Origin of the sequence: Archangium minus, assembly GCF_044360475.1 — a bacterium.
Taxonomy (GTDB): Bacteria; Myxococcota; Myxococcia; order Myxococcales; family Myxococcaceae; genus Archangium; species Archangium minus.
This window is the reverse complement of the sequence record NZ_CP043494.1, coordinates 6758785-6778951: the sequence shown is the minus strand read 5'-3', so window position 1 is coordinate 6778951 and position 20167 is coordinate 6758785. Positions and strand designations below refer to the sequence as shown.

16 protein-coding genes are annotated in these 20167 nt (G+C 68.8%); 6 read left to right on the top strand and 10 right to left on the bottom strand.

The features are described 5' to 3' along the window. Positions 1 to 158 precede the first annotated feature (158 nt). Positions 159 to 1412, bottom strand: coding sequence for a hypothetical protein (locus tag F0U60_RS27530; RefSeq protein ID WP_395825470.1), 1254 nt, complete (start codon positions 1410 to 1412; stop codon positions 159 to 161). A gap of 459 nt (positions 1413 to 1871) precedes the next feature. Here F0U60_RS27530 and F0U60_RS27525 point away from each other — a divergent pair, with 459 nt between their 5' ends. Beyond that, positions 1872 to 3698, top strand: coding sequence for a trehalase family glycosidase (locus F0U60_RS27525; protein ID WP_395803829.1), 1827 nt, complete (start codon positions 1872 to 1874; stop codon positions 3696 to 3698). Positions 3699 to 3705: 7 nt separating this feature from the next. Here the strand turns inward: F0U60_RS27525 and F0U60_RS27520 are convergent, their stop codons facing one another. From F0U60_RS27520 to F0U60_RS27510, 3 genes are all read right to left on the bottom strand, one after another. After that, a complete protein-coding gene (locus F0U60_RS27520; RefSeq protein WP_395803827.1) occupies positions 3706 to 6186 on the bottom strand; it encodes an LPS-assembly protein LptD in 2481 nt (826 codons plus the stop codon). Between the two features lie 113 nt (positions 6187 to 6299). Continuing rightward, a complete protein-coding gene (locus F0U60_RS27515) occupies positions 6300 to 7913 on the bottom strand; it encodes a M56 family metallopeptidase (RefSeq protein WP_395803825.1) in 1614 nt (537 codons plus the stop codon). Then, a complete protein-coding gene (locus F0U60_RS27510; RefSeq protein ID WP_395803823.1) occupies positions 7910 to 8308 on the bottom strand; it encodes a BlaI/MecI/CopY family transcriptional regulator in 399 nt (132 codons plus the stop codon). Before F0U60_RS27510 ends, F0U60_RS27515 begins: the two co-directional genes overlap by 4 nt. A gap of 224 nt (positions 8309 to 8532) precedes the next feature. On the opposite strand from F0U60_RS27510, the gene F0U60_RS27505 reads away from it, so the two are divergent. Continuing rightward, positions 8533 to 10251, top strand: coding sequence for an ATP-binding protein (locus F0U60_RS27505; RefSeq protein ID WP_395803821.1), 1719 nt, complete (start codon positions 8533 to 8535; stop codon positions 10249 to 10251). Between the two features lie 23 nt (positions 10252 to 10274). On the opposite strand, the gene F0U60_RS27500 is transcribed toward F0U60_RS27505, so the two are convergent. Then, on the bottom strand, positions 10275 to 10961 hold the full coding sequence (locus tag F0U60_RS27500) for a hypothetical protein (protein WP_395803819.1): 687 nt from the start codon (positions 10959 to 10961) through the stop codon (positions 10275 to 10277). 117 nt (positions 10962 to 11078) lie between these two features. After that, entirely contained in the window at positions 11079 to 12302 is a 1224-nt protein-coding gene (locus F0U60_RS27495; RefSeq protein ID WP_395803817.1) for a cytochrome P450, read from the bottom strand. Between the two features lie 125 nt (positions 12303 to 12427). Between F0U60_RS27495 and F0U60_RS27490 the strand changes: the two genes are divergently transcribed. From F0U60_RS27490 to F0U60_RS27475, 4 genes are all read left to right on the top strand, one after another. Continuing rightward, entirely contained in the window at positions 12428 to 13771 is a 1344-nt protein-coding gene (locus F0U60_RS27490; RefSeq protein ID WP_395803815.1) for a M16 family metallopeptidase, read from the top strand. Continuing rightward, complete coding sequence (locus F0U60_RS27485) at positions 13772 to 15151, top strand: M16 family metallopeptidase (RefSeq protein ID WP_395803813.1); 1380 nt, start codon at positions 13772 to 13774, stop codon at positions 15149 to 15151. It abuts the gene before it with no gap. A gap of 8 nt (positions 15152 to 15159) precedes the next feature. Further along, positions 15160 to 15873, top strand: a complete 714-nt coding sequence (locus F0U60_RS27480; RefSeq protein ID WP_395803811.1) for an RluA family pseudouridine synthase — start codon at positions 15160 to 15162, stop codon at positions 15871 to 15873. Positions 15874 to 15971: 98 nt separating this feature from the next. Next, the gene (locus tag F0U60_RS27475; RefSeq protein WP_395803809.1) at positions 15972 to 16253 is read left to right on the top strand and encodes a hypothetical protein; all 282 of its coding nucleotides are present in this window, start codon (positions 15972 to 15974) and stop codon (positions 16251 to 16253) included. Between the two features lie 8 nt (positions 16254 to 16261). Here F0U60_RS27475 and F0U60_RS27470 read toward each other — a convergent pair whose 3' ends face one another. The 4 genes from F0U60_RS27470 to F0U60_RS27455 are packed head-to-tail and all read right to left on the bottom strand — an operon-like array spanning position 16262 to position 20147. After that, entirely contained in the window at positions 16262 to 18205 is a 1944-nt protein-coding gene (locus F0U60_RS27470) for a hypothetical protein (RefSeq protein ID WP_395803807.1), read from the bottom strand. A gap of 57 nt (positions 18206 to 18262) precedes the next feature. Then, on the bottom strand, positions 18263 to 18727 hold the full coding sequence (locus F0U60_RS27465) for a TerB family tellurite resistance protein (protein ID WP_395803805.1): 465 nt from the start codon (positions 18725 to 18727) through the stop codon (positions 18263 to 18265). A gap of 47 nt (positions 18728 to 18774) precedes the next feature. Continuing rightward, entirely contained in the window at positions 18775 to 19584 is an 810-nt protein-coding gene (locus F0U60_RS27460) for an anti-sigma factor family protein (RefSeq protein WP_395803803.1), read from the bottom strand. Then, positions 19581 to 20147, bottom strand: a complete 567-nt coding sequence (locus F0U60_RS27455) for an RNA polymerase sigma factor (RefSeq protein WP_395803801.1) — start codon at positions 20145 to 20147, stop codon at positions 19581 to 19583. The genes F0U60_RS27460 and F0U60_RS27455 overlap by 4 nt, the downstream gene beginning before the upstream one ends. Positions 20148 to 20167: the final 20 nt, after the last annotated feature.

Below are 20167 nucleotides of genomic sequence, written 5' to 3'. Positions count from 1 at the left end.
GACAACAGCGACCGGAGGCGAGGGGGCGAGAACGCCAGCATGGAGCGAACGGTAGCAGAGAAGGGGGCTTCCTCCAGTTTGCCACCTGTGCGGGTCTGTTGCGACTCCTCGCGTGGGACGGCGTGTTCGCTTCAAGACGCAGCGCTCGCCTGCCTGGCTCAGCCCTTCGTCGGATCCACCAGGGGCTCCGGCATCGCCCACAGCGCCGAGGGAACTCCATAGGCCTGATCGAAGGCATAGAGGATGCCCGTCCAGCGATCCCAGAAGGTGGCCCAGTTGTACTCGGTGGGGGGCGAGGTGAGGATGCTGCCGTCCGGATCCGGCTGGCTGTAGGCGTAGTCGGCGTAGTTCCACTCGAGGGTGCCGAAGTACGTCCTCAGCAGCGGCGTGATGACCTGCATCAGGGCGGAGCGGGACACCTCGTCCGCGTGGGCTACGGCCGGGGTGAAGACGGGCTGCGCCATGTCATGCTGCTCGCGCCAGGCCACATAGTTGTTGCCCATGGCGATGAGCGCGTCGCGTGCGGCGGGCGTGGGCGCCAGGCGCGCCTCCTCGTAGAGCGCGAAGGCCGCTACCAGCAGACTTTTCCAGTGCATCCCTGGGAAGATGCTCTCGATCTCGTAGGGCCGGGGCGTGTCGTTCGCGTGGGCCACCGCGTACGTGTAGGCGAGCTGCGCCTCCTGCGCCACGGCTCCCTGGAGCACGAACTCCGTCAGCACGCGCTCGGGAGTCACAGGGCCGGTGAGTCCCCGGCGCCAATCCAGATAGATGCGCGCCGAGCCACCGATGTCCGTGAAGATGGCCAGGTTGCCCTCGTGCAGCGTGCGCTCCAGGGTGATCACCACGGCCTCCGCCTTGTCGAGCGGCAGGAACCCGGGCGCACTCCAATAGAGCCAGGCGAAGCGCGAGGCGGTGGCGGTGAAGGTTCGCGGGTCGGCCAGCGCCTCCCAATGCATGGCCGTGGTGAGCGAGGCGAGCGAGGCCGCCGCGTCGAGGGGCAGGCCCATCAGGACGAGCTCCAGGGTGAGGTTCTCCAGGGTGAGCCGCGCGGTGCCGAAGAGGCCGACCCGGTCGAGCGCCTGGAGTATCGAGAGGGAAGGGTTCCCCCTCGCCGCGTTGATCACACTCCGCGCGAGGGCCGTGCCGAGCATGCCCTGGCCTCCCGTCTGCGAGGCATGCGGTGCGAAGACGAACCAGTTGGGGCGGACGTTGCTGCTGCCGCCGGGCTGGAGGTTGGGATCCAGCAATCCGCCCAGCTCATAGGCGATCTCGATGTAACCCAAGGTGATGCGACGGTTGTCCTCCAGCGGGGTGGGGACTTCTATGCCTTCGATGTTGGCGCGCGCGGGGGCCGCCACGGTCAGTGAGGTCAGCAGCAGCCCGGCGGTGGCGAGTGGGCGGAAGAACGACAGCGGCGAGGAACGTTCGAAGCGTGGGGTTCGGTCGTGAATCTCCACAAAGGTCTCCGGGATGAGGTCTGATGGAGCGCGATCACGCTAGCCGCTCGCGCGGCGCTCTCACTCGTTTCTCAGGATGTGCTTCCGTGCGAAACTTTGACATCAAAATTTCATCCCAGACAAAGGTTTGATGTCAAAGCATTGAGCTCATGGGGAAGAGCCGGTCTGGAAGGAAAGCGAGCGTGTCTCTGATTGGAGATGAGCAGACGTTGCAGACTCGTGTACCTTGCTCGTCGCTCTTCTGCGAACAGGTCGAAAGTGCCCACCCGGACGCCGTCTTCCCGTTTCCCCCCTGCCTCTATCCCCCTCCCGAACCGGTCGTCGCGCAACGTCGTTCGCGCGGACTCCAGCGCGCCCTTCACCGCGCCATCGGTTCCCACCACCGCTCGAGCCGAGACTCCGGGCACGCTGTCCGTGAGCTCGTCCACCGCGCGCCTCGCGTTCTCGTTGCTGATGGCGCTGGATCTCGACGGCGACGGCCGCCTCACGGCGCGCGATGCCGGACGCGCGAGCGAGAATGGACTGCGCTTCGCGGTGGACCTGGAGCTGGGCCCGGGCGTGCGGCTCGAGCTGGCCGGAGCGGAGCGGCTCTCGCATGCCGCGGATGTGCTCGCCGGGGAGATCCTCGAGGGCAGAGGAGATGAGCCCGGGCTCCCCGTGGAGCGGATGCTGGAGTCTCGCACCACCGCGCTGCGACAGTTGATTGATGGCGGTTGGGAGGGGCTCGTCCGCCGCTCGGATCGCGCCGAGGAGCTGAAGAAGGCGCTCCAGGTGATGCCCGTGAAGGATCCGGAGGGGCGGCAGCGCGTGTACGTCCCCGCGCGTGACCGCAAGGCCCTCAAGAAGCTGCGCGCCGATGCCCGGCGCTCCGGCGGCCTGGAGGTGGTGCCGCTCCAGAGGCCTCGCGAGGCCGCGGACTGGAACGCGCTCATGCGCGCGCCGGGGATGCTCTACCTCCCGCGTCCGTACATCGTCCCGGGCGGGCGCTTCGTGCAGATGTTCGGCTGGGACAGCTACTTCAACGCTCGCGGCGCCCTGGCCTCCGGTCAGTACGAGATCGCCCGGGACATGCTCGAGAACCAGCTCTACGAGATCGAGCACTACGGGAAGATCCCCAACTCGAACCTCAGCTACCACCTGTCGCGCACCCAGCCGCCGCTCATGCCTCGGCTGGCACTGGAGCTCCAGGCGGTGCGCGCGGATCGACGACTGCTGAAGCGAGTGGCTCGGGCGGCTGAGCAGGAGCTCGAGGAGGTCTTCCGCACGGGCCCTCGCGCGACCCCGAGCGGTCTCTCTCGCTACAAGGACGACGCCGAGGGTCCCGACGCCGAGGATCTGTCCAAGTTCTACAGCTCTCGGCCGGACGACGCCGAGTTCCACCGCCATGACCGCGCCATCCGCGAGAGCGGTTGGGACATGTGCCACCGTTTCGGCACGGCCATCCACCACCACGAGCCGGTGTGCCTCAACTCGCTGCTGTTCCAGTACGAGATGGACCTCGCGGCGATTCTCCGTCAGGTGGAAGGGGAGGACTCGCTGCGGGCGGCCCGGTACGCGAAGGCCGCGCGGGCCCGGGCTCGCACCATGCGCGCGCGCTTCTGGGACGCCGAGCGGGGAATGTTCTTCGACTACGACTTCGTGGCCGGACGCCGCTCCCGCTACGAGTCCCTGGCCACCTTCTACCCGCTGTGGACGGGCTGGGCCTCCCGCGAGGAGGCCGCCACCGTGGCTGCCTCGCTCCCGCGCTTCCTCCATGAGGGTGGCCTGACCTCCAGCACGCGCGCCTCGCGCGAGGCCGCGGGCGGAGAGGATCTGCAGTGGGACTGGCCCTTCGGCTGGGCACCGCACCAGATCATCGCGGTGGAGGGGCTGCGCCGCTACGGCTTCCACGCCGAGGCTGACGCGGTGGCCTACCGCTGGCTGTCCATGGTGCTGGACATCGCCGGCAGCCATAACGGCCTCGTCAAGGAGAAGTACGACGTGGTGCGCAAGTCGGCCGAGGTGCCCGTCGAGTACGGCAACCAGGGCGCGGATCGCGGCTCGCTCCTGGCGCCCCGGTCCGAGCGGACGCTGGGCTTCGCCTGGACGAACGCCTCGGTGCTGCTGCTGCTGGACGGCTTGTCTCCCGAGCTGCGCGAGGCCCTCGATGCGGGTCTTCCCGCCGACCGGGTGCTCGGCCCTCGGGGCGAGGGTGGCAGCGGCCGTCCGCGCAAGAAGCGGGTGTCCCGCATCGCCGCCTGACGGGCGCTCAGCGCCCGAAGGTGCCGAGCCGCGCGATCGTCAACAGCAGCCCGAAGTCGAAATTGCTCGGTGCGGGCAGCAGCGCGGCCCAGACCTCGACTTGAAAGCAGTTGCAGCTGGGCGTGTACGAGATGCGCAGGTTCTGGGCGTTCACCTGGGCCACATCGCATCGTCCCGGATCCCTCCGGAACACCTCCGCGTCGTACCTCACCCCCAGGCCGAACGGGAGCCGGGTTCCGGCGCCGAACAGTACGCGGTCGAAATGCCGGCTCGCGAGCGCCTGGTCGTCGGAGCACGAGCCCCCGTCGCTCACCGGCGCGGACGCGGGCAGGGGAGGCGGCAGCAGCATGTCGATGGGGCGGCGCACCTGCTCCGAGCTTCCCAGGGTCCGCTCGTATCCGGCATTCACGTCCAACAACCCATTCGGAAGGACGTTCCAGCCCACCCCAGCGGAGAGCTGGGTCAGTCGCTCCTCCACGTTCGGGGTGAACAGGTCGAACCGAGCCGTGGCCGTGGCCGTCACCGGTCCCATCACCGCCAGCAGGCGCCCGGAGGTCTCGCCCATCCGCCGCTCGAGGAAGTCCACGCCCTGCACCACATCCAACCGGCCCAGCTCGCGCGTTCCCGTTCCGCTGCGCATGAGCACCTTCTGGCGCAGCGCCACCTGGCCCTGGAAGAACCCCTCCTGGGGGACCGCGGCGTCTACCTCGTCATAGACCGAGGGGGTGCCCTCGCCGAAGACGCGAGGCACCGCGCGCAGCTCCACTGACGGCATGATGCTGTGGCGGATCGCGGACGCTCCCGTTCCGAACACCCGCGACAGCTCCGAGTTCAGCAGCAGTCCCGCCATCCCGTACACGCGATTGCGCGTCTCCCGTGTCTCCTCGTAGAGGTAGAGGCTCTCGCGCACCGCCAGGTAGGGGGTGACGCGCAGCATGCCTCCCAGGTCGAACGTGGCGTTCACGCGCGGCATCACGTCCAGTCGGCTGCGCGCCTGCCGCTCGCCGGGATCGAACCGGCCATTGCCCTGGGTCCCATCCGCGTCGGGCAGGAGTGGCCAGAACACCCCGTCCGTGCCCTCGTCTCCCAGCAGCCCGCCCAGGGGTGACAGCCGCGAGAGCTCCACCTGGACGCTGCCCGTGAGCGGGCCGAACAGGGGCACCGTGGGGATGGCGTAGCGCAGCGTGGGCAGCTCCTGGAACAGCGGAGGCCGCACGGAGTTGCCGAGCAACAACGGATCCGTGGGGGCGGTGGGCGGTGGCAGCGTGGCCTCACCGAGCAGCGGATAGCCCCAGCGGATGTCCTGGCGGTAGGCCAGGGCGAGCCCCGCGTAGTGGTCCTCGTTTCGGTGGTACAGCGTGGCCGTGGAGGGGATGTAGTAGTACGAGCGCCCGAATCCACCGGCGGACGTGGTGTCGGCGAAGAGGAAGCCGTCCGAATAGAGCGTCACGTCCGCTCGTGCATGGAAGCCGTTCCCGAGCTCCTGTCGGTGCTCGAAGAGGCCCCAGCCCCGGAGTCCCCGCTGCTGCGCCTCGGGGACGAGCACGAGGGGGTTGAGCGGATTTCGCTCGAGCTGCAGGTCCTGGATGAGCCGCAGCCAGAGCCTCCCGTCGACTCCGGGAGCGGGGGCGTACCGGAACTCGGTGGCGAGCCGCGGGCCCTTTGTGCCGAGGAGTCCCTCGCCCGGATTCCTGGGCTCCGCGCCGAAGGCATACCCCGGGGAGATCGTGAGATCGTAGCTCCGCCCGAGTGTGAGGAAGAGCGGCAGATCCAACTGGAAGCCGCTCAGTCCCGAGGCGGCCCACTCCGGCATCAGCAGCCCGCTCTGACGGTTCTGCAGCGGAAGGGAGATCCACGGAACCCAGAGGATGGGGACGTCGAACACCCGCAGCGTGGGCGAGGTGAACGAGGCGCGATCCCCAGGCGTCAGCTTCGCGCTGCTCGCGGTGATGCGCCAGCTGCGATCAAACACGTCGCAGCCACAGGACGCCGTGAAGGACGCGGGCTCCACCTGGTACGCGTTGTCCTCCAGGAGGCGGAAGCGGCGCGTGGTGAAGGAGAACGCGTTGCTGCCTGTCTGGGTCAGCTCCCGGGCGGTGGCATCCTCCCGGGAGGCGAGATCGACGAGTGCCTGGGGCGTCACGCCTTCCTTCTGGAAGAAGGTACCGCCCTCGGCGCTCACCTCGCGGGTGCTCAAGTCCACCGTGAGGCGGTCAGCGAATCCGGCCAGGCCGTTGCTCACCAGCAGCACGTTCCCGCTCGCCACCGCCACCCGCTTGTCGAAGTCGTAGGTCATCTCATCGGCGCGGAGCACCGACGTTCCCGAGCGCAACAGCGCGTGACCAGAGGCCCGGCCGACGCGGCCCTCGACGACGGCCTTGTCACCCGTGAGCGTTGCCTGCTCGCCAATGACGGAGTCCGCCGACGTGGGGAGATCGAGCTGCCCGGAGAGGGTGAGGGCGAGGGTAAGGAGGACCAGGCCGGACATGGGGGTGGGGACTCAAGTCCAACTCCCGTCCGTCGGCAACCAGAAGCCGCGGTCTGGTGATGAGCGCCGTCGTTTCCTACAAGAAGCTGACGGCCTCCTCGCTGGGTGGAGGCTCAGTCGAGCAGCTGCGGGTTGCGCAGGACGAGGATCCCCGCCTGCACGGTGCTCACGTAGTCGTTGAGGTGGCCGGCGCGGGTGAGCTCGCTGACGTCGCGCACGCCCGTCGTGCGCAGCACCTCGTCCACCTTCTCCTCGCCGTGGTTGTAGGCCGCGAGCGCCAGGCGCCAGTCGCTATAGCGACCGTGCAGCGCGGAGAAGAGGGCCGCGGCGGCTTCCGTCTCGCGCGCCACGTCGAGCCGCTCGTCGCGCTCCGCGTCGACCTGGAGTCCGTACTGCCGTGCCGTCGAGGGGATGAACATCCACACTCCCGCGCCCCGCAGGCCCGGTGCCAACGAGGGATTCGTCGACGTCTCCGGCATGTTGGTCACCGCCGACTCCACCATCGCCACGGCCAGCAGCCCCTCCGGCAGACCCCGGGCTCGCAGCGTGCGCATGAACGTCTCGCGGTGGGGACCCAGGTTCGTCAGGGCCTTCTTCATGAAGGCGCGTCCCTTGGGCGTGGTCACGAACTGGTTGAGCTTCGCCACCACCTGCTCGTCCACCACCACGGGAATGTCACCCTCGCGCTGCGAGGACCGCGCGAGTGCCTGGGCCTCGGCGAGCGTCACCGCGCGGCCACGGGTGGCGCTCTGCGCCCACAGGGCGAGTGGGACGAGCGTCAGGGCAACGGCGGCGACGAGCCCGATGGCGCGGTGGGGACGGCTGGGACGTGATTGGAACAGCATTTCGATCCTCCTGGTGGTGGGGTGGGCCATGCCGGTGACTCCGGCGGGAAGGGGAGGGGAACCCGAGGCGCGCAGCGCCGCGTCGAGCAGGCAGCGCGCATAGTCGTGTGGACGGGCCTTTCCGCCGGATACGAGCGCCTCGTCGCAGGCGAGCTCCTGGCAGGTCGCGAGCCACCGCCCAAAGGCCTGCACCGCAGGGTTCCAGAAGAAGAGCCCTCTCAGGAGCAGGCGCACATAGGCGATCACCGTGTCGCGCTGCCGGTGGTGTTGGAGCTCGTGCAACACCGTCATCCGCAGGCCCGCGGGGTCCTCCAGGAGATGGGGGGGCACCGCCACCCACGCACTGGGGTGGGGCGTCGCACGCGGGAACCAGGTGGAGAAGGCAGTGGCCTCGGAGTCGCAGAGGACCACGGCCACCCGGCCCACCTGTCGCACGCGGGGCTGTGACTCGAGCCGGCGGAGCAGCCGCAGGTGCTGGCGGAGCTCCCGCGTGCAGTGCACTCCCGCGGCCGTCCCGAGCAGCAGCGCGACGGCCAGCCCTACAGGGAAGGACGTGGGCGCCTCGGTGGAGCGGGGGGCGGTCGTGCGTGGACCCGCACTCCAGGCTGGCTCTGGCAGCCGTGTGGTGAGCCGCACCACGGAGCGATCAAAGGTGAAGAGCGGACCGGTGGGCACCAGTCCGCGCACGCTCATGCACACCGGGGGCAGCAGGAGCGCCAGGGCCAGCGTCGCACGCCCGGCCCACAGCGTCTGCCGCGCCGACAAGTGCAGGCCCAGCCACCCCATGAGGGCGAGTGCGGCGCGCAGCAGCCCGTAGCCCACGGTGAGGAGGACCGCCACGCTCACGTAGCCCGTGGCCAGCTCTCTCCAGAAGGCACTCATGACGGGGAGCCCTTCTTGCTGAGCAGCTTGCGGATCTGCTCCACCTCCTCGGGGGAGAGCGGGACGGCCTCAACGAGCCGCTCCACCAGGGCGGAGGGCGTCCCGTCGAACACCGTTTCCACCAGGTGGCGCACGCTCTGGACCTCGTAGGCCTCGCGCGGCAGCAGCGCCGAATACAGATGGCCCCGGCCCACCTTCCGGCTCCCCAGCACCCCCTTCTGCTCGAGGATGCGCAGCACCGTGGACACCGAGGTGTAGGCCAGCTTCCGCTCTGGCGGCAGCGCCTCCAGCACGTCCGCCACACTGACTTCGCCCTTGCGCCAGACGATCTGCATCAGCTCCAGCTCTACGGGTGTGAGCGGCTTGAGCCCTTCGTTCTGCGATGGCTTGGACACGGTTCCAACCTCCAGCGCTCAAACTACTAAGGTCTTAGTTGAAACGCAACTAAGGATTTAGTTGGTCGTCACCTGGGGGCAGCCAGAGGAGGAGAGCCGCTTGAGTGTCCTTCCCTCAACAGGGGAGGGGGTTGGCGCACGCCGGGAGGCGAGGAGCTCCAAGGCGATGGTGATTGCCCCGTATAGAATTCTGGAGCATCCTCGAAATTAGAGGAAACCATCAGGTGAGTGGACGAATGGAGTGCAGCGACTGTGAGTCCACGGCGGAGCAGGCGCTGCGTGCCAGCAACCTGTTGCTCCAGGCGCTGACCGAGGTGCAGACGGAGTTCATCCAGGGTCAGGATGTGCACCGGCTGTTCGACAAGTTGCTGTCGGTGCTGTTGACGCTGACGGGCAGCGAGTACGGCTTCATCGGCGAGGTGTTGCACACCCCCGAGGGCCAGCCCTACCTGCGCACGTACGCCATCACCAACATCGCCTGGACGGACGAGCTGCGGGCCTTCTTCGCGCGCGAGGCGCCCAAGGGCATGGAGTTCCGCAACCTCCAGACCCTCTTCGGCGCCGTCATGACGAGTGGCAAGCCCGTGGTGGCCAACGCGCCGGACAGCGATCCGCGCCGGGGAGGGCTCCCCAAGGGCCACCCGCCGCTGCGCGCCTTCCTGGGCCTGCCGTTCCATTCCGCCACGGAGATGGTGGGCATGGTGGGCATCGCGAACCGGCCCGGTGGCTACGATGATCAGGTCATCGCCTTCCTCCAGCCCTTGCTGGCCACGTGCTGCGCCATCCTCCAGGGCCTGCGCAGCGAGCGGCGGCGTCGCCACGCCGAGGAGGAGCTGCGGAACTCGGTGGAGAGCCTCCGCACCCTCATCGACGGCACTCCGGACGCCATCTTCGTCCACGGGGAGGGGTCGGTGCTCTTCGTCAACCCCGCCGCCGTCCGCCTGCTGGGCCATGAGGATCAGGAGCAGCTCCGGGGCCGGCCTGTCTCGGAGCTCGTCCTGCCCGGATGCGAGAACGCGCTCACCGCGCCCTCCAGCGTCAGTGCCCCCCGTGAAGCACGGTTCCGGCACCGCGAGGGTCGGCAGGTGCTAGGCGAGGTGGTGACGGTCCCCCTCGTCTCCAACGGACAGCCGGTGATGGTCTCCATCTCCCGCGACATCACCGAGCGCAGCCAGGTCCAAGAGAAGCTGCGAGCCAACGAGCGCATGGCCTCGCTGGGGACGCTCGCCGCGGGCGTGGCCCATGAGATCAACAACCCCCTGTCGTACATGCTGAGCAACCTGCGCTTCGTGGACGACGAGCTCGCCGCGATGGCCGAGTCAGGGGAGGGGATGGCGGGGGAGCGGGGACGCGAGGTGCGCGAGGCCCTGAAGGAGGCTCTCTCGGGCAGCGATCGCGTGCGTGACATCGTGCGCGATCTGAAGACCTTCTCGCGAGGCAACGAGGAGCAACGCGGGGCGGTGGACGTGCGGGCGGTGCTCGACTCGTGCGTGAACATGGCCTGGAGCGAGATCCGCCACCGCGCTCGGCTGGAGAAGGTCTACGACGAGGTGCCCCACGTGAGCGCCAACGAGTCGCGACTCGGGCAGGTCTTCCTCAACCTCATCGTCAACGCCGCCCAGGCCATCCCCCACGGGGATCCGAAGACGCACGAAATCCGCCTCTCCACGCGGCATGAAGAGGGCCACGTGGTGGTGGCGGTGCGGGACACCGGCTCCGGCATCCCACGGGAGCACCTGGCGCGGCTGTTCGATCCCTTCTTCACCACCAAGCCGGTGGGGGTGGGCACCGGGCTCGGTCTCTCCATCTGCCACGGCATCGTCACCGCGCTGGGTGGGCGCATCGACGTGCACAGCGAGCTGGGGCGGGGAACCACCTTCCAGGTCTTCCTCCCGGTGGATGGCGCCCCAGGGATGCAGCCTCCGAACTCGGCCGCATCCTGAGCGGAGCGGCCGGCTCGGGGGGACTACTGCTCGTACTCGTACTCTCCGCCCGGGTAGACGAAGGAGTCACGGGGCGAGTACCAGCACCAGCCCTCCACCTTCTGCAGCGGACTGGCCGGGCGCAGCACGTACGTCGGGTGATCCTTCGCGAGGAACTCCAGGGAGACGAGCTCGAAGGGCGTGGCGAGCTCCCCGACGTAGGGGTAGTTGCCGGCGATCAGCTTCTTGCCCACCCGCGTCACGTAGGTGAGGTGGCCGCGCGCCACCGAGCCAATCTTCGAGCCAACCCGAGCCACCGTGCGGATGATGGGGGTGCCGTCCACGCGCGTGGTGGCCACCAGCTCGTTGCCGTTCAGCTCCAGCGTCGTCTCACCCGGGGAGGCCGGCACGCCCCGCTCGCGCGCGTAGGAGCGGACGATCTCCGAGGAGTTGAGGTAGTGGGTGAAGAAGCGCGCGGGCGTCACGCCGTCCGGGGCGGTGCGGCCCGCCAGATCCAGCCCCATGTACGTCATCGAGTAGGCGCCGAAGTGCGAGGCCTGCTCCTCGGAGTCGACGACGTACTGGTTCATGAAGAGGGCGTGGTTGGAGGCCGGCTTGAGCCCGTGAGGCAGCAGCGCGGCGGCGGCCTTGGGGTCGGCGGGAATCCAGCTCGAATACAGCATCCGGCTGTTGATGACGAGCTGCGGTGCGGCGAGCGACTTGCTGGTCATGAGTGCTCTTCCTGGTGAGGTGTGGACCCGGGCCGGCCCCCTGCGGTCACGGTGGGCGAGCGAATAGCATGCCCGGACCCGGATGTGCACTGGCACTCCGGGCGCGGGCTCCTCCCACTAACGTCGCTCGGCGCGCAGCCGGAGGCTCTTGGGGCCTCGGAGCGAGAAGGTCGTGCCGTAGTCGAGGTTGCCTTCCTGTCCGGGGGCGAACGACACGCGGCGCACCCGGCGGAAGAGCTCATCGAAGACTACCTGCGCCTCGAGCCGGGCCAGCGGCCCCCCGATGCAGAAGTGCACCCCATGGCCGAAGGCGACGTGCCCCTGGGTGTCGCGGGTGATGTCGAACGTGTCCGGGTTGGGGAACTTGCGCGGATCCCGGTTGGCTGCCCCGAGCAGGAGCATGATGCGCGAGTCCTTGGGAATGGGCGTGCCGGCGATCTCCGTATCCGCCGTGGTGATCCGGAAGATGACCTGGGCCGGCGTGTCGTAACGCAACATCTCCTCGACGGAGTTGGGGACGAGCGAGGCATTCTCCGCCAGCCGCTCCATCTCGGACGGGTGGTTCAGCAGGGCCAGCGTGCCGTTGCCGATCAGGTTGGTGGTGGTCTCGTTGCCGGCGAAGAGCAGCAGCCGGACGAAGCCGATGACGTCCATGGAGGAGAGGAAGCCGCCCTGCTGCTCGTTGGCCGTGACCAGGGCGCTGATGAGATCATCCCCGGGCTCCCGGCGGCGCCGCTCGATGGCGGCCTCCAGGTACGCGTGGATCTCCCGGATGCCCGTGGCGATCCATTCCAGGTCGAGTCCTCCGACCGTGAGGGTGACGCTCTGGGAGATGGCGTTGGACCAGCGCTTGAAGTCCTGGCGGCGCTCGGGCTCGATGCCGAGCATCTCGGCGATGACGATGATCGGCAGGGGCACCGCCAGGTCCGCCATCAGATCGAACTCCTGCTGGGTCAGCATGGCGTCGAGCAGCTCGCTGGCGAGTTCGCGGATCCGCGGCTCCAGGTCGGCCACCCGGCGGGGGGTGAAGGCACGGCTCACCAGGGTACGCAGGCGCGTGTGCTGGGGCGGGTCCGAGGAGAGGAGGCTGTTCTCACTCCTGAAGTAGCGGAGCACGTCCTCGCCGAGCTCCTTGGGCATCAGGGCGCTGACGGACGCCATCTTCGAGGAGAACAGGGTCGTGTTCTTGAGGATGGGAGCGATGTCCTCGTGACGGGACACGACATAGGAGCCCCGGAAGGCCTCGACATAGTGGACGGGAGCGGACTCGCGCAGGGCGGCGAAGACGGGGTAGGGGTTGGCCACCATCTCGGGGGTCAACTTCAGGGATTGGGACTGCATGGGGCTCTCTCCAGGTACGAGTCCCTGGAATATGCCGCAGCCCCGGGCGGCTGGCTCCTGGCTGACACTCGCGCCCCCAAACGCGTGCTTCCCCCCAAGTGAAGGCGTGTATACGGTGGGCTTCTATGCCGAAGGCACCTGCGAAGCCCGCCGAGCGCACGGCGGATCCCGTCCTGCAATCCCTGTTCGACGTCCAGGAGGCCACGCTGCCCAATGGTCTCCGGGTTCGTCTGCTGGCCAACCACCAGACGCCAGTGGTGAGCCTCTACACCTTCTTCCAGGTAGGCAGCCGCAACGAGCGGCCCGGTATCACCGGCATCAGCCACCTGTTCGAGCACATGATGTTCAACGGGGCGAAGAAGTACGGCCCCAAGAAGTTCGACATGGTGCTCGAGTCCAACGGTGGCCGCTCCAACGCGTACACGTCCACGGACATGACCGTGTACTACGAGGACTTCGCCTCGGACGCGCTGGAGAAGGTGTTGGACCTGGAGTCGGACCGGATGCGCTCGCTGCGCATCAACGACGACGCGCTGGCCAGCGAGCGCCAGGTGGTGATGGAGGAGCGCCGCGTCCGCGTGGACAACGACATCACCGGCATCATGGACGAGGAACTGGGCACGCTCGTCTGGAAGGCGCACCCGTACCGCTGGCCGGTCATCGGGTGGATGAAGGACATCGAGAACATCACCCGCCAGGACTGCGAGCAGTACTTCCGCACGTACTACGCGCCCAACAACGCGGTGCTCTACATCGTCGGGGACATTGACCCGAAGCAGACGCTGGCGCTGGTGCGCCGCTACTACGGGGACATCCCCAAGGGCCCCAAGCCCGAGCCCGTGCTCAACGCCGAGCCCGAGCAGAAGGGCGAGCGCCGCGCCGAGGTGCGCCACCCCGCCCAGTCCCCCGCGTTGATGATCGCCTACCGGGGTCCGGCGGCGCGCGATCAGGAGACGCTCCTCCTGGACGTCATCCAGTACGGGCTGGCCAAGGGCGAAGGCAGCCGGCTGGTGAAGAAGCTCGTCTATGAGACGCAGCTCGCCGTGTCGGTGGCGGTGGACTGGGGCTGGCGGATTGATCCCGGCATCATCCTCTTCTACCTGGAGCTGAAGCCGGACTCGGATCCGCGCAAGGTGGAGGAGGCGCTGTACGCGGAGCTGGCGCGCGTGGCCGAGGAAGGCCTGACGGAGCGCGAGCTGCAGAAGGCGAAGAACAACCTGCGGGCAGACCACCTGCGGGAGCTGGCGACGAACAGTGGGCGGGGCCATGCCATGGGCCACTACGAGGCGCTGCTCGGCTCGTGGCGGGACGGGCTGACGCTGCCCTCGGTGTACGCGGCCGCCACGAACGAGCAGGTGAAGGCGGTGGCGGCGAAGACCTTCGCACCCGAGCGCCGCTCCGTGGTGACGCTCATCCCCGCCGCGGGAGCACCCGCGGACGCAAGCGCAGATGGAAAGGACGTCGAGTAGATGGCCACCCGAGCCACGAGCAAGAAGAAGGCGGTCGTGACGAAGAAGGCGGCCCCCACGACGGGCGCGCTGACGCTGCCCACCCTCCACGAGAGCACCACCTCCAGCGGGCTGAAGGTGCTGGCCGCCGAGCGCGGGCCGTTGCCCCTGGTGGCCGCGAGGCTCGTCATCCGCGCGGGCAGCGCGACGGACCCGGCGGACAAGCACGGCCTCGCGGACTTCACCGCGCGCCTGCTGCGCCGGGGCACGGCGAAGATGAGCGCGGACGAGATCGACGAGACGATCGAGTTCGTTGGCGCGAGCTTCTCCGTGGGGAGCAGCGAGGACGTGCTGTCGCTCTTCGTCACGACGCCCGCGGAGCACTTCCCGGCGATGATGTCCATGCTGGGGCAGCTGGTACGCGAGCCGTCCTTCCCGGAGCGCGAGGTGGAGCTGGCGCGCGAGCGGGCACTGGCGGGGTTCTCCAACGACCTGGATGATCCGGCGGTGATCGCGGATCGAGCCTTCACGCGGGCGCTGTGGGGCAAGCACCCGTATGGGCACGACATCGGTGGCAGCGCGGCGCACGTGAGGACCTTCACGCGGGACGACCTGGTGCGCTTCCACCGGGAGCGGGTGGGTCCCCGGGTGTCGCTGCTGACAGTGGTGGGCGCGGTGAGCCCGCAGCAGGTGGTGGACGAGGCGGAGAAGGCCTTCGCCGGCTGGGAGGGTGGACCAGAAGCGCCGGTGCAGCTGCCCTCGGCGGACAAGGTGACCACGGGCCGGATCCTGCTGGTGGACAAGCCGGACCAGACGCAGACGCAGGTGCGCATTGGCGGGCCGGGCTTCCGGGTGGGCCATCCGGATTACTTCCCGTCCACGACGATGAACAACGCGCTGGGCGGCGGGTTCACCTCGCGGCTGGTGAACGAGGTGCGCGTGGAGCGCGGCCTGACGTACGGCATCCACAGCTACTTCGACATGATGAACGCGGGAGGTGTGTTCGGCATCTCCACGTTCACCCAGACGGACCGGACGCGGGAGATGCTCGACGTCACGCTGGGTGAGGTGGCGAAGGTGCGCCAGGAGGGAATCACCGCGGCGGAGCTGAAGAAGGCGCAGCGGTACCTGGCGGGGCTGTACCCGCTGCGGACGGAGACGAACGAGTCGGTGGCCGCGGTCATCAGCGACATCAGGGTGCACGGGCTCGGGGACGACTGGGTGGAGAAGTTCCGGGAGCGGCTGATGGCGGTGAAGCAGAAGCAGACAGTGGAGGTGGCGACGAAGTACCTCTTCGCGCAGCCGCCGCTCATCGTGCTGCTGGGACGCGCCTCCGAGGTGAAGAAGCAGCTCAAGGGGCTGGGGACGGTGAAGGTGGTACCGGCCTCGGACTACGAGTGAGCGGAGGGGTGCGCGTCCTCTTCGAGGGCGCGGGGCTGCTCGCGGTGGACAAGCCGGCGGGGATGCTGGTCATCCCCGGGCGCGGCGAGGGGAGTGGACCCTCGCTGCGCGAGGTCTTGGAGGAGCAGCTGAAGCGGAAGGTGTACGTGGTGCACCGGTTGGATCGGGACACCTCGGGGGTGATGGTGTTCGCGCTGGAGCCGGAGAAGCACCGGACGCTGTCGATGGCGTTCGAATCCGGCAAGGTGCGCAAGCGCTACCTGGCGCTGGTGGAGGGCCGGGTGGAGACGCCGCGGATGGTGGACGCGGCGCTGGTGCCTGCGCGCAAGGGGCGGATGCGGGTGGCGAGGCCGGGGGAGGAGGGCAAACCCTCGAGGACGCGGGTGAGGCCGGTGGAGGTATTCACGGCGGCCTCACTGGTGGAGGCCGAGCCGCAGACGGGGCGGACACATCAGATCCGCGTGCACCTGCTCTCGGAGGGACACCCGTTGCTGGTGGATCACCAGTACGGGCGGGCCGAGCCCTTGAAGGCGAAGGACCTGGGAGGGGAAGGGGAGGAGGAGGTGCTGGCGCGGACACCGCTGCACGCGGCGCGACTGGAGTGGCCCTCACTGCCGGGAGTCGAGGCGAGGGCGCTGGAGTCCCCACTCCCGGAGGACATGGCGCGAACCGTGGAACTCCTGCGCAAAGCCCCCTCTCCCTCTGGGAGAGGGTTGGGGTGAGGGTCTTCCTTCCTCGATGGATCGGAGTGACACGAGAGGCTCCCACGTGGCACGCTGAGAATCCCTGACTGTCTCGTTTGTCAGGAGAGGAGCCGAACATGAGCAAGCTGCGTGCATCCCTGGCCTGTGTCGTTGCCCTGGTCCTGAGCGGTTGCGGTGGGGGGATGGAGATGGAGGAGTCCGCCCCGGAGACGACGATCGAGACGACTGAGCAGTCGCTCCTGTATGCGTGCGACGGCCGCAGGGCGTTCAACCGCTACTGGTTCCAGAATGGCGTGGAGGTGGGCCGTGAGTACTGCGACTGCGACGGCACCCTCACGAAGTTCGGGACGACGCAGGGCAGCTACACCCAGGAAGTGATCTCCTACTGCTCCTTCTAAGGCGGCCCTTAAGAGGTCTCTCCGAGGAACGCGTGGAGGGCGTCGACGCAGACCTCGGGCACGCCCTTCTCGGAGCTGTCGTGGCGCATGGTGGCGGCATGCCCCCCCTCGTAGAGGGTCAGGGTTCCCACGGGCAGATCTCCGCACGCGGCGACGAGCCGGTCCTGTCGCGAGTACATCGACAGCACGCGCAGGTGGCTGCGCGTGGGCTCCCGGAGTTGGAAGGGCTGGGGGATGTGGTGCTCCACCAGTGACTGGATGGCGGTTCCGGGCGACTCGCCCCGGGCCTGGGCCAGGTGCGCGACGAGATCCAGCGGGCGCCGGACGCACGAGTCCAGGGAGAGGGCCGTGACGCGCGGGTGCAGGTCGGACACGAGCACAGCGGCGATCGACCCGTGGGACGCCGAGACGAGGACAACCTCGCTGGCACCCAGGCACTCGGTGACGTAGTCGATAGCATCCCAGAGCAGGACCGTCTCCCAACGGCCCGCGGTCACCAGGGCCTGGCCGCTGCTGTTGCGCACTCCCATGTGGGTCAGGACGAAGAGCCCATCGAGCCCCCTGGCGAGCAGCGCCGAGACGAGTGCCGCCTCTGCCTCGACAGAGGCCCGGAAGCCGGGGAGGAAGAGCACGGCCCGCCGGCAATCCCCCGAGGGGATGCACAGCAACTCGCAGAACGGGCCATCCGTGCGGGTCAGGGGCGGGGTCGCCGTGAAGTGCCGGTGGCGGCTCAGGAGCGTATCGAGCGCCACTCGGGACGTCTTCAAGGGCTCGTGGCACAGGATGTCAGTGGGGCGGTGCGGACTGCCCGCGCGCCCGAGCTCGGTCCAGTGGGGGTAGGGGAGGACGGGCAGGTCCGGTACCTGGAGCTCCTCCCGCGCCGGGAAGGCCCGCTTGAGCGCCTTGGCCAGCCCCAAGGGCTCCGTCTCGGTGGCCAGCGCCGCGAGGCTCAGCGGCTCCCGGCTTGCCGTGAACGGCAGCGGCCGGTGCTCCCCCTGCGCAAGGGCGGGAAGGTGCGGGTGCTGGCGCTTCCAGGCCTCCAGCGCGCAGGCCCGGACGAGCTCGCTCTCGGCCAGACGCGCCTCCACACCAGGTACGGGCACCAGCTCGGCGCCCCGGTCGAGCTCGACGCGGAAGACCGCTTCGTCCTCCTGCTGCGTCTCGTCGATCGTGACGAAGAACCGGTCGGGCTCGACGTGGGGATCATAGGGAATCCACATCCACCAGTCCCGGACGAAGGCGAAGGAGCGGGCGTTGGCGATGCCCGTGTCCGCTACGGGGCGGACGAGCACGGAGGGCGCGGAGCCGCCCCGGGCGAGGCTTCCCTTGCGCTCGAAATACCGCACATACCGCTCCCAGTCCGGCGCCTCCAGGAGGGTGACGTAGTCGGTGGTGTGGGTCTTGGGTCCGGCGTCGACCAGCACCCACCCGTCCTGCCAGCAGACGTTCTTGGGCGAGAGATCGACCAGGAAGCCCAGGCGCGTGTGGATGTCGGCCACCTGCCGCAGCGCCTCGACGAAGGAGTCGCGCTGCTCCTGGCCGAGGGCGCCCTGGAGGATGAGCGTCTGCAGGGTGGGCCCGTGCAGCAACTCCTTGAGCAGGGCGTGGCTGGTGCGCTCGATGATGCGGGCGGGGCGCAGCGCGGTGAGGCCGGACAGCGCCTCGGTGGCGGCGGCCTCCAGCCGGAAGAACTCTTGAAAGGTGCGGATGGCCGCGCGGGCCCGCTTCAGCGCGAAGCGCTCTCCGGTGTCGGCGCAGCGGGCCTCGGAGACCGTGCCGACCAGGCCGCTGCCCAGGGGGGCGCCCAGCCGCAAGGTCCGCGCTCCGAGCCGCACGACGGTCCCCGGTGGGAGCATCGTCGTCGCGGAGATCATCTCGCGTTTGAGCGCATCGCTCCGGGTGACGGAGCTGAACAGGGCCAGTTGGTTGGCGGTCAGGCGCAGGCGGTACATGGCGGGAGGAGGGACGGAGAGGGGGAACCTCTCCTTCCTTCACGACCTCTCACGACATTACTTCTTCTTCTTCGGGAACAGCGCCTTGCGCAGGTGCTTCACGGCGTGCTCGAGCTCGACGAGCGACTCGATGGACTTCACCGTCGTCTCGTCCACCCCGAGGAGCTGGGCGGCCTTGGCGACGGCGGCCTTCTCCTCCTGGGCGTACTTCCCATCCGCGCGGGACAGCTCGATGGCGTCGCGCACGAGCATCCGTGCGCGCAGGCCGCCGGGCTTCATCTTCGGCAGGACGGATTCGAGCTTGGCGCCGTGGCCGTCAAAGGACTCGAGCTGCTTGGCGAGGTCCGGCGTGAGCCCCAGCTTCCCGAGCCCCTTGCGGAGCGCCTCCAGCTCGGCCGCGTGGGCCTCCCCGTCGGCGCTGATGATGACCTTGAGCGCCTTGAGGTACTGCACCGCATCGTCGTCGGATTTGGGCAGTCGCCCGTAGCGCTGCGCAACGGCGGTCTCGTCGAAATGAGCCATGTCTCTCTCTCCGATGGTGGGTAGGACGCCGTCACTTCCCTAACACATCACCGGATGCCGTGGAACTCGTCCACGCGCTGGAGCCCGGAGCTCTGCCCATGGCACACCGCGCAAGAGGCACGTCCATCCGCCGGGCGGCGGGAGACGAGCGAGTAGCTCAGCGCGCCCTCGCTCCACGAGATGACGTGGTAGCCGTGCATCTCGCGCGACTCGAAGCGGACGCTGCGGAACACCTCGGTGCGAGACTCACCCGCCGGCTTGCCGGCGTAGGGCCGCGGCGCGATGGCGAGGCTCACGGGCTCGCCCTCCCTGCGGTAGCTCACGACGGCCGCATAGGCACCATCCAGGGGAACCATGCGTGCGCCGTCGAGCTTGAGCGTGGCGTCATCGAGCTTTGGCAGCACCACCTGGAAGGCCAGGCGTGCCGACAGGAGGGCGGAGAGCCGGGTGGGATCCCGCTCGGCGACATCCAGGGGCAACAACCCATCCACGAGCCCCACATGGGTGAGCACGGCCGCCTCGGCGAGCGAGGAGGCCTTCGCCGTGGAGCCCGGGATGAGGAACACCAGCAGGGCCGCGGCCATGGCGGCCAGCGCGCCTCCCAGGGCGACGAATCGGCGGCGGGGGCGCCGGTCGGCTCGAAGTGCCTCCACACTTCGACGGAGGCCGGCGGGGACGGGGGCCGGAACCCAGGCATTTCGCACCACGGTGCGGAGGGTTCTCAGGTCCTCGGCTTCACGGGAGCAGGCGGTGCAGGACTCCAGATGTCGCTCGAGGTCAACACGGGGCAGGGGAGTCGCCTCACCGTCGAGGTACGCGGACAGGAAGGTCCGCACCGAATCGCAGGAGGGGCTCATTGTACGTCTCGCTGAGGGTCGCCTGGGGCGACGTCTTCCGTTCTGGGTAACAAGGCCTCCTTCAACGCCAATCTTCCGCGATGGAGGCGTGACATCACCGTGCCGGCGGGCACGTCCAACACCTGCGAGATCTCACGATAGCTCAATCCCTGGAGATCTCGCAGCACCACCACTTCCCGAAGCTTCAGGGGCAGCTCCCGGAGGGCGGCATCGAGCTGGGCGGGGGTGACTGCCTTCCACCGCACGGGCTCGGATGACGGCTCCGGCGGAAGGGACTCCTCGTCCAGCTCGACCTCTGGATGGCGGGATTGATTCCTGAGGCGTGTGCGGAAGAGGTTGTGGAGGATCGTCAGGAGCCAGGCGCGCAGCGAGGTGCGCTGCTCGTAACGGTCCGCCGCGGCGAGCGCCCGCACGTACGTGTCATGCGTGAGATCCTGCGCGTCCGCTTCGCTGCCGCACAGCCGGAGGGCGGTGTCGAAGAGGGCGGGAAGGTGCTGCACGGCCTCCTCGTCGAACGAGGGTTTGCGTCCGTTCCCGCCCTGGGCGCTCTTGCGGTTCCACATGGCCAATCCCGTGCCGTTCG

What these genes read in the sequence shown, in the direction of transcription:
- F0U60_RS27520 (WP_395803827.1), bottom strand. Translation starts at nt 6,186, where the DNA reads ATGTCCGGCCTGGTCCTCCTTACCCTCGCCCTCACCCTCTCCGGGCAG.
- F0U60_RS27515 (WP_395803825.1), bottom strand. Translation starts at nt 7,913, where the DNA reads ATGAGTGCCTTCTGGAGAGAGCTGGCCACGGGCTACGTGAGCGTGGCG.
- F0U60_RS27500 (WP_395803819.1), bottom strand. Translation starts at nt 10,961, where the DNA reads ATGACCAGCAAGTCGCTCGCCGCACCGCAGCTCGTCATCAACAGCCGG.
- F0U60_RS27495 (WP_395803817.1), bottom strand. Translation starts at nt 12,302, where the DNA reads ATGCAGTCCCAATCCCTGAAGTTGACCCCCGAGATGGTGGCCAACCCC.
- F0U60_RS27490 (WP_395803815.1), top strand. Translation starts at nt 12,428, where the DNA reads ATGCCGAAGGCACCTGCGAAGCCCGCCGAGCGCACGGCGGATCCCGTC.
- F0U60_RS27485 (WP_395803813.1), top strand. Translation starts at nt 13,772, where the DNA reads ATGGCCACCCGAGCCACGAGCAAGAAGAAGGCGGTCGTGACGAAGAAG.
- F0U60_RS27475 (WP_395803809.1), top strand. Translation starts at nt 15,972, where the DNA reads ATGAGCAAGCTGCGTGCATCCCTGGCCTGTGTCGTTGCCCTGGTCCTG.
- F0U60_RS27470 (WP_395803807.1), bottom strand. Translation starts at nt 18,205, where the DNA reads ATGTACCGCCTGCGCCTGACCGCCAACCAACTGGCCCTGTTCAGCTCC.
- F0U60_RS27465 (WP_395803805.1), bottom strand. Translation starts at nt 18,727, where the DNA reads ATGGCTCATTTCGACGAGACCGCCGTTGCGCAGCGCTACGGGCGACTG.
- F0U60_RS27460 (WP_395803803.1), bottom strand. Translation starts at nt 19,584, where the DNA reads ATGAGCCCCTCCTGCGATTCGGTGCGGACCTTCCTGTCCGCGTACCTC.
- F0U60_RS27455 (WP_395803801.1), bottom strand. Translation starts at nt 20,147, where the DNA reads ATGTGGAACCGCAAGAGCGCCCAGGGCGGGAACGGACGCAAACCCTCG.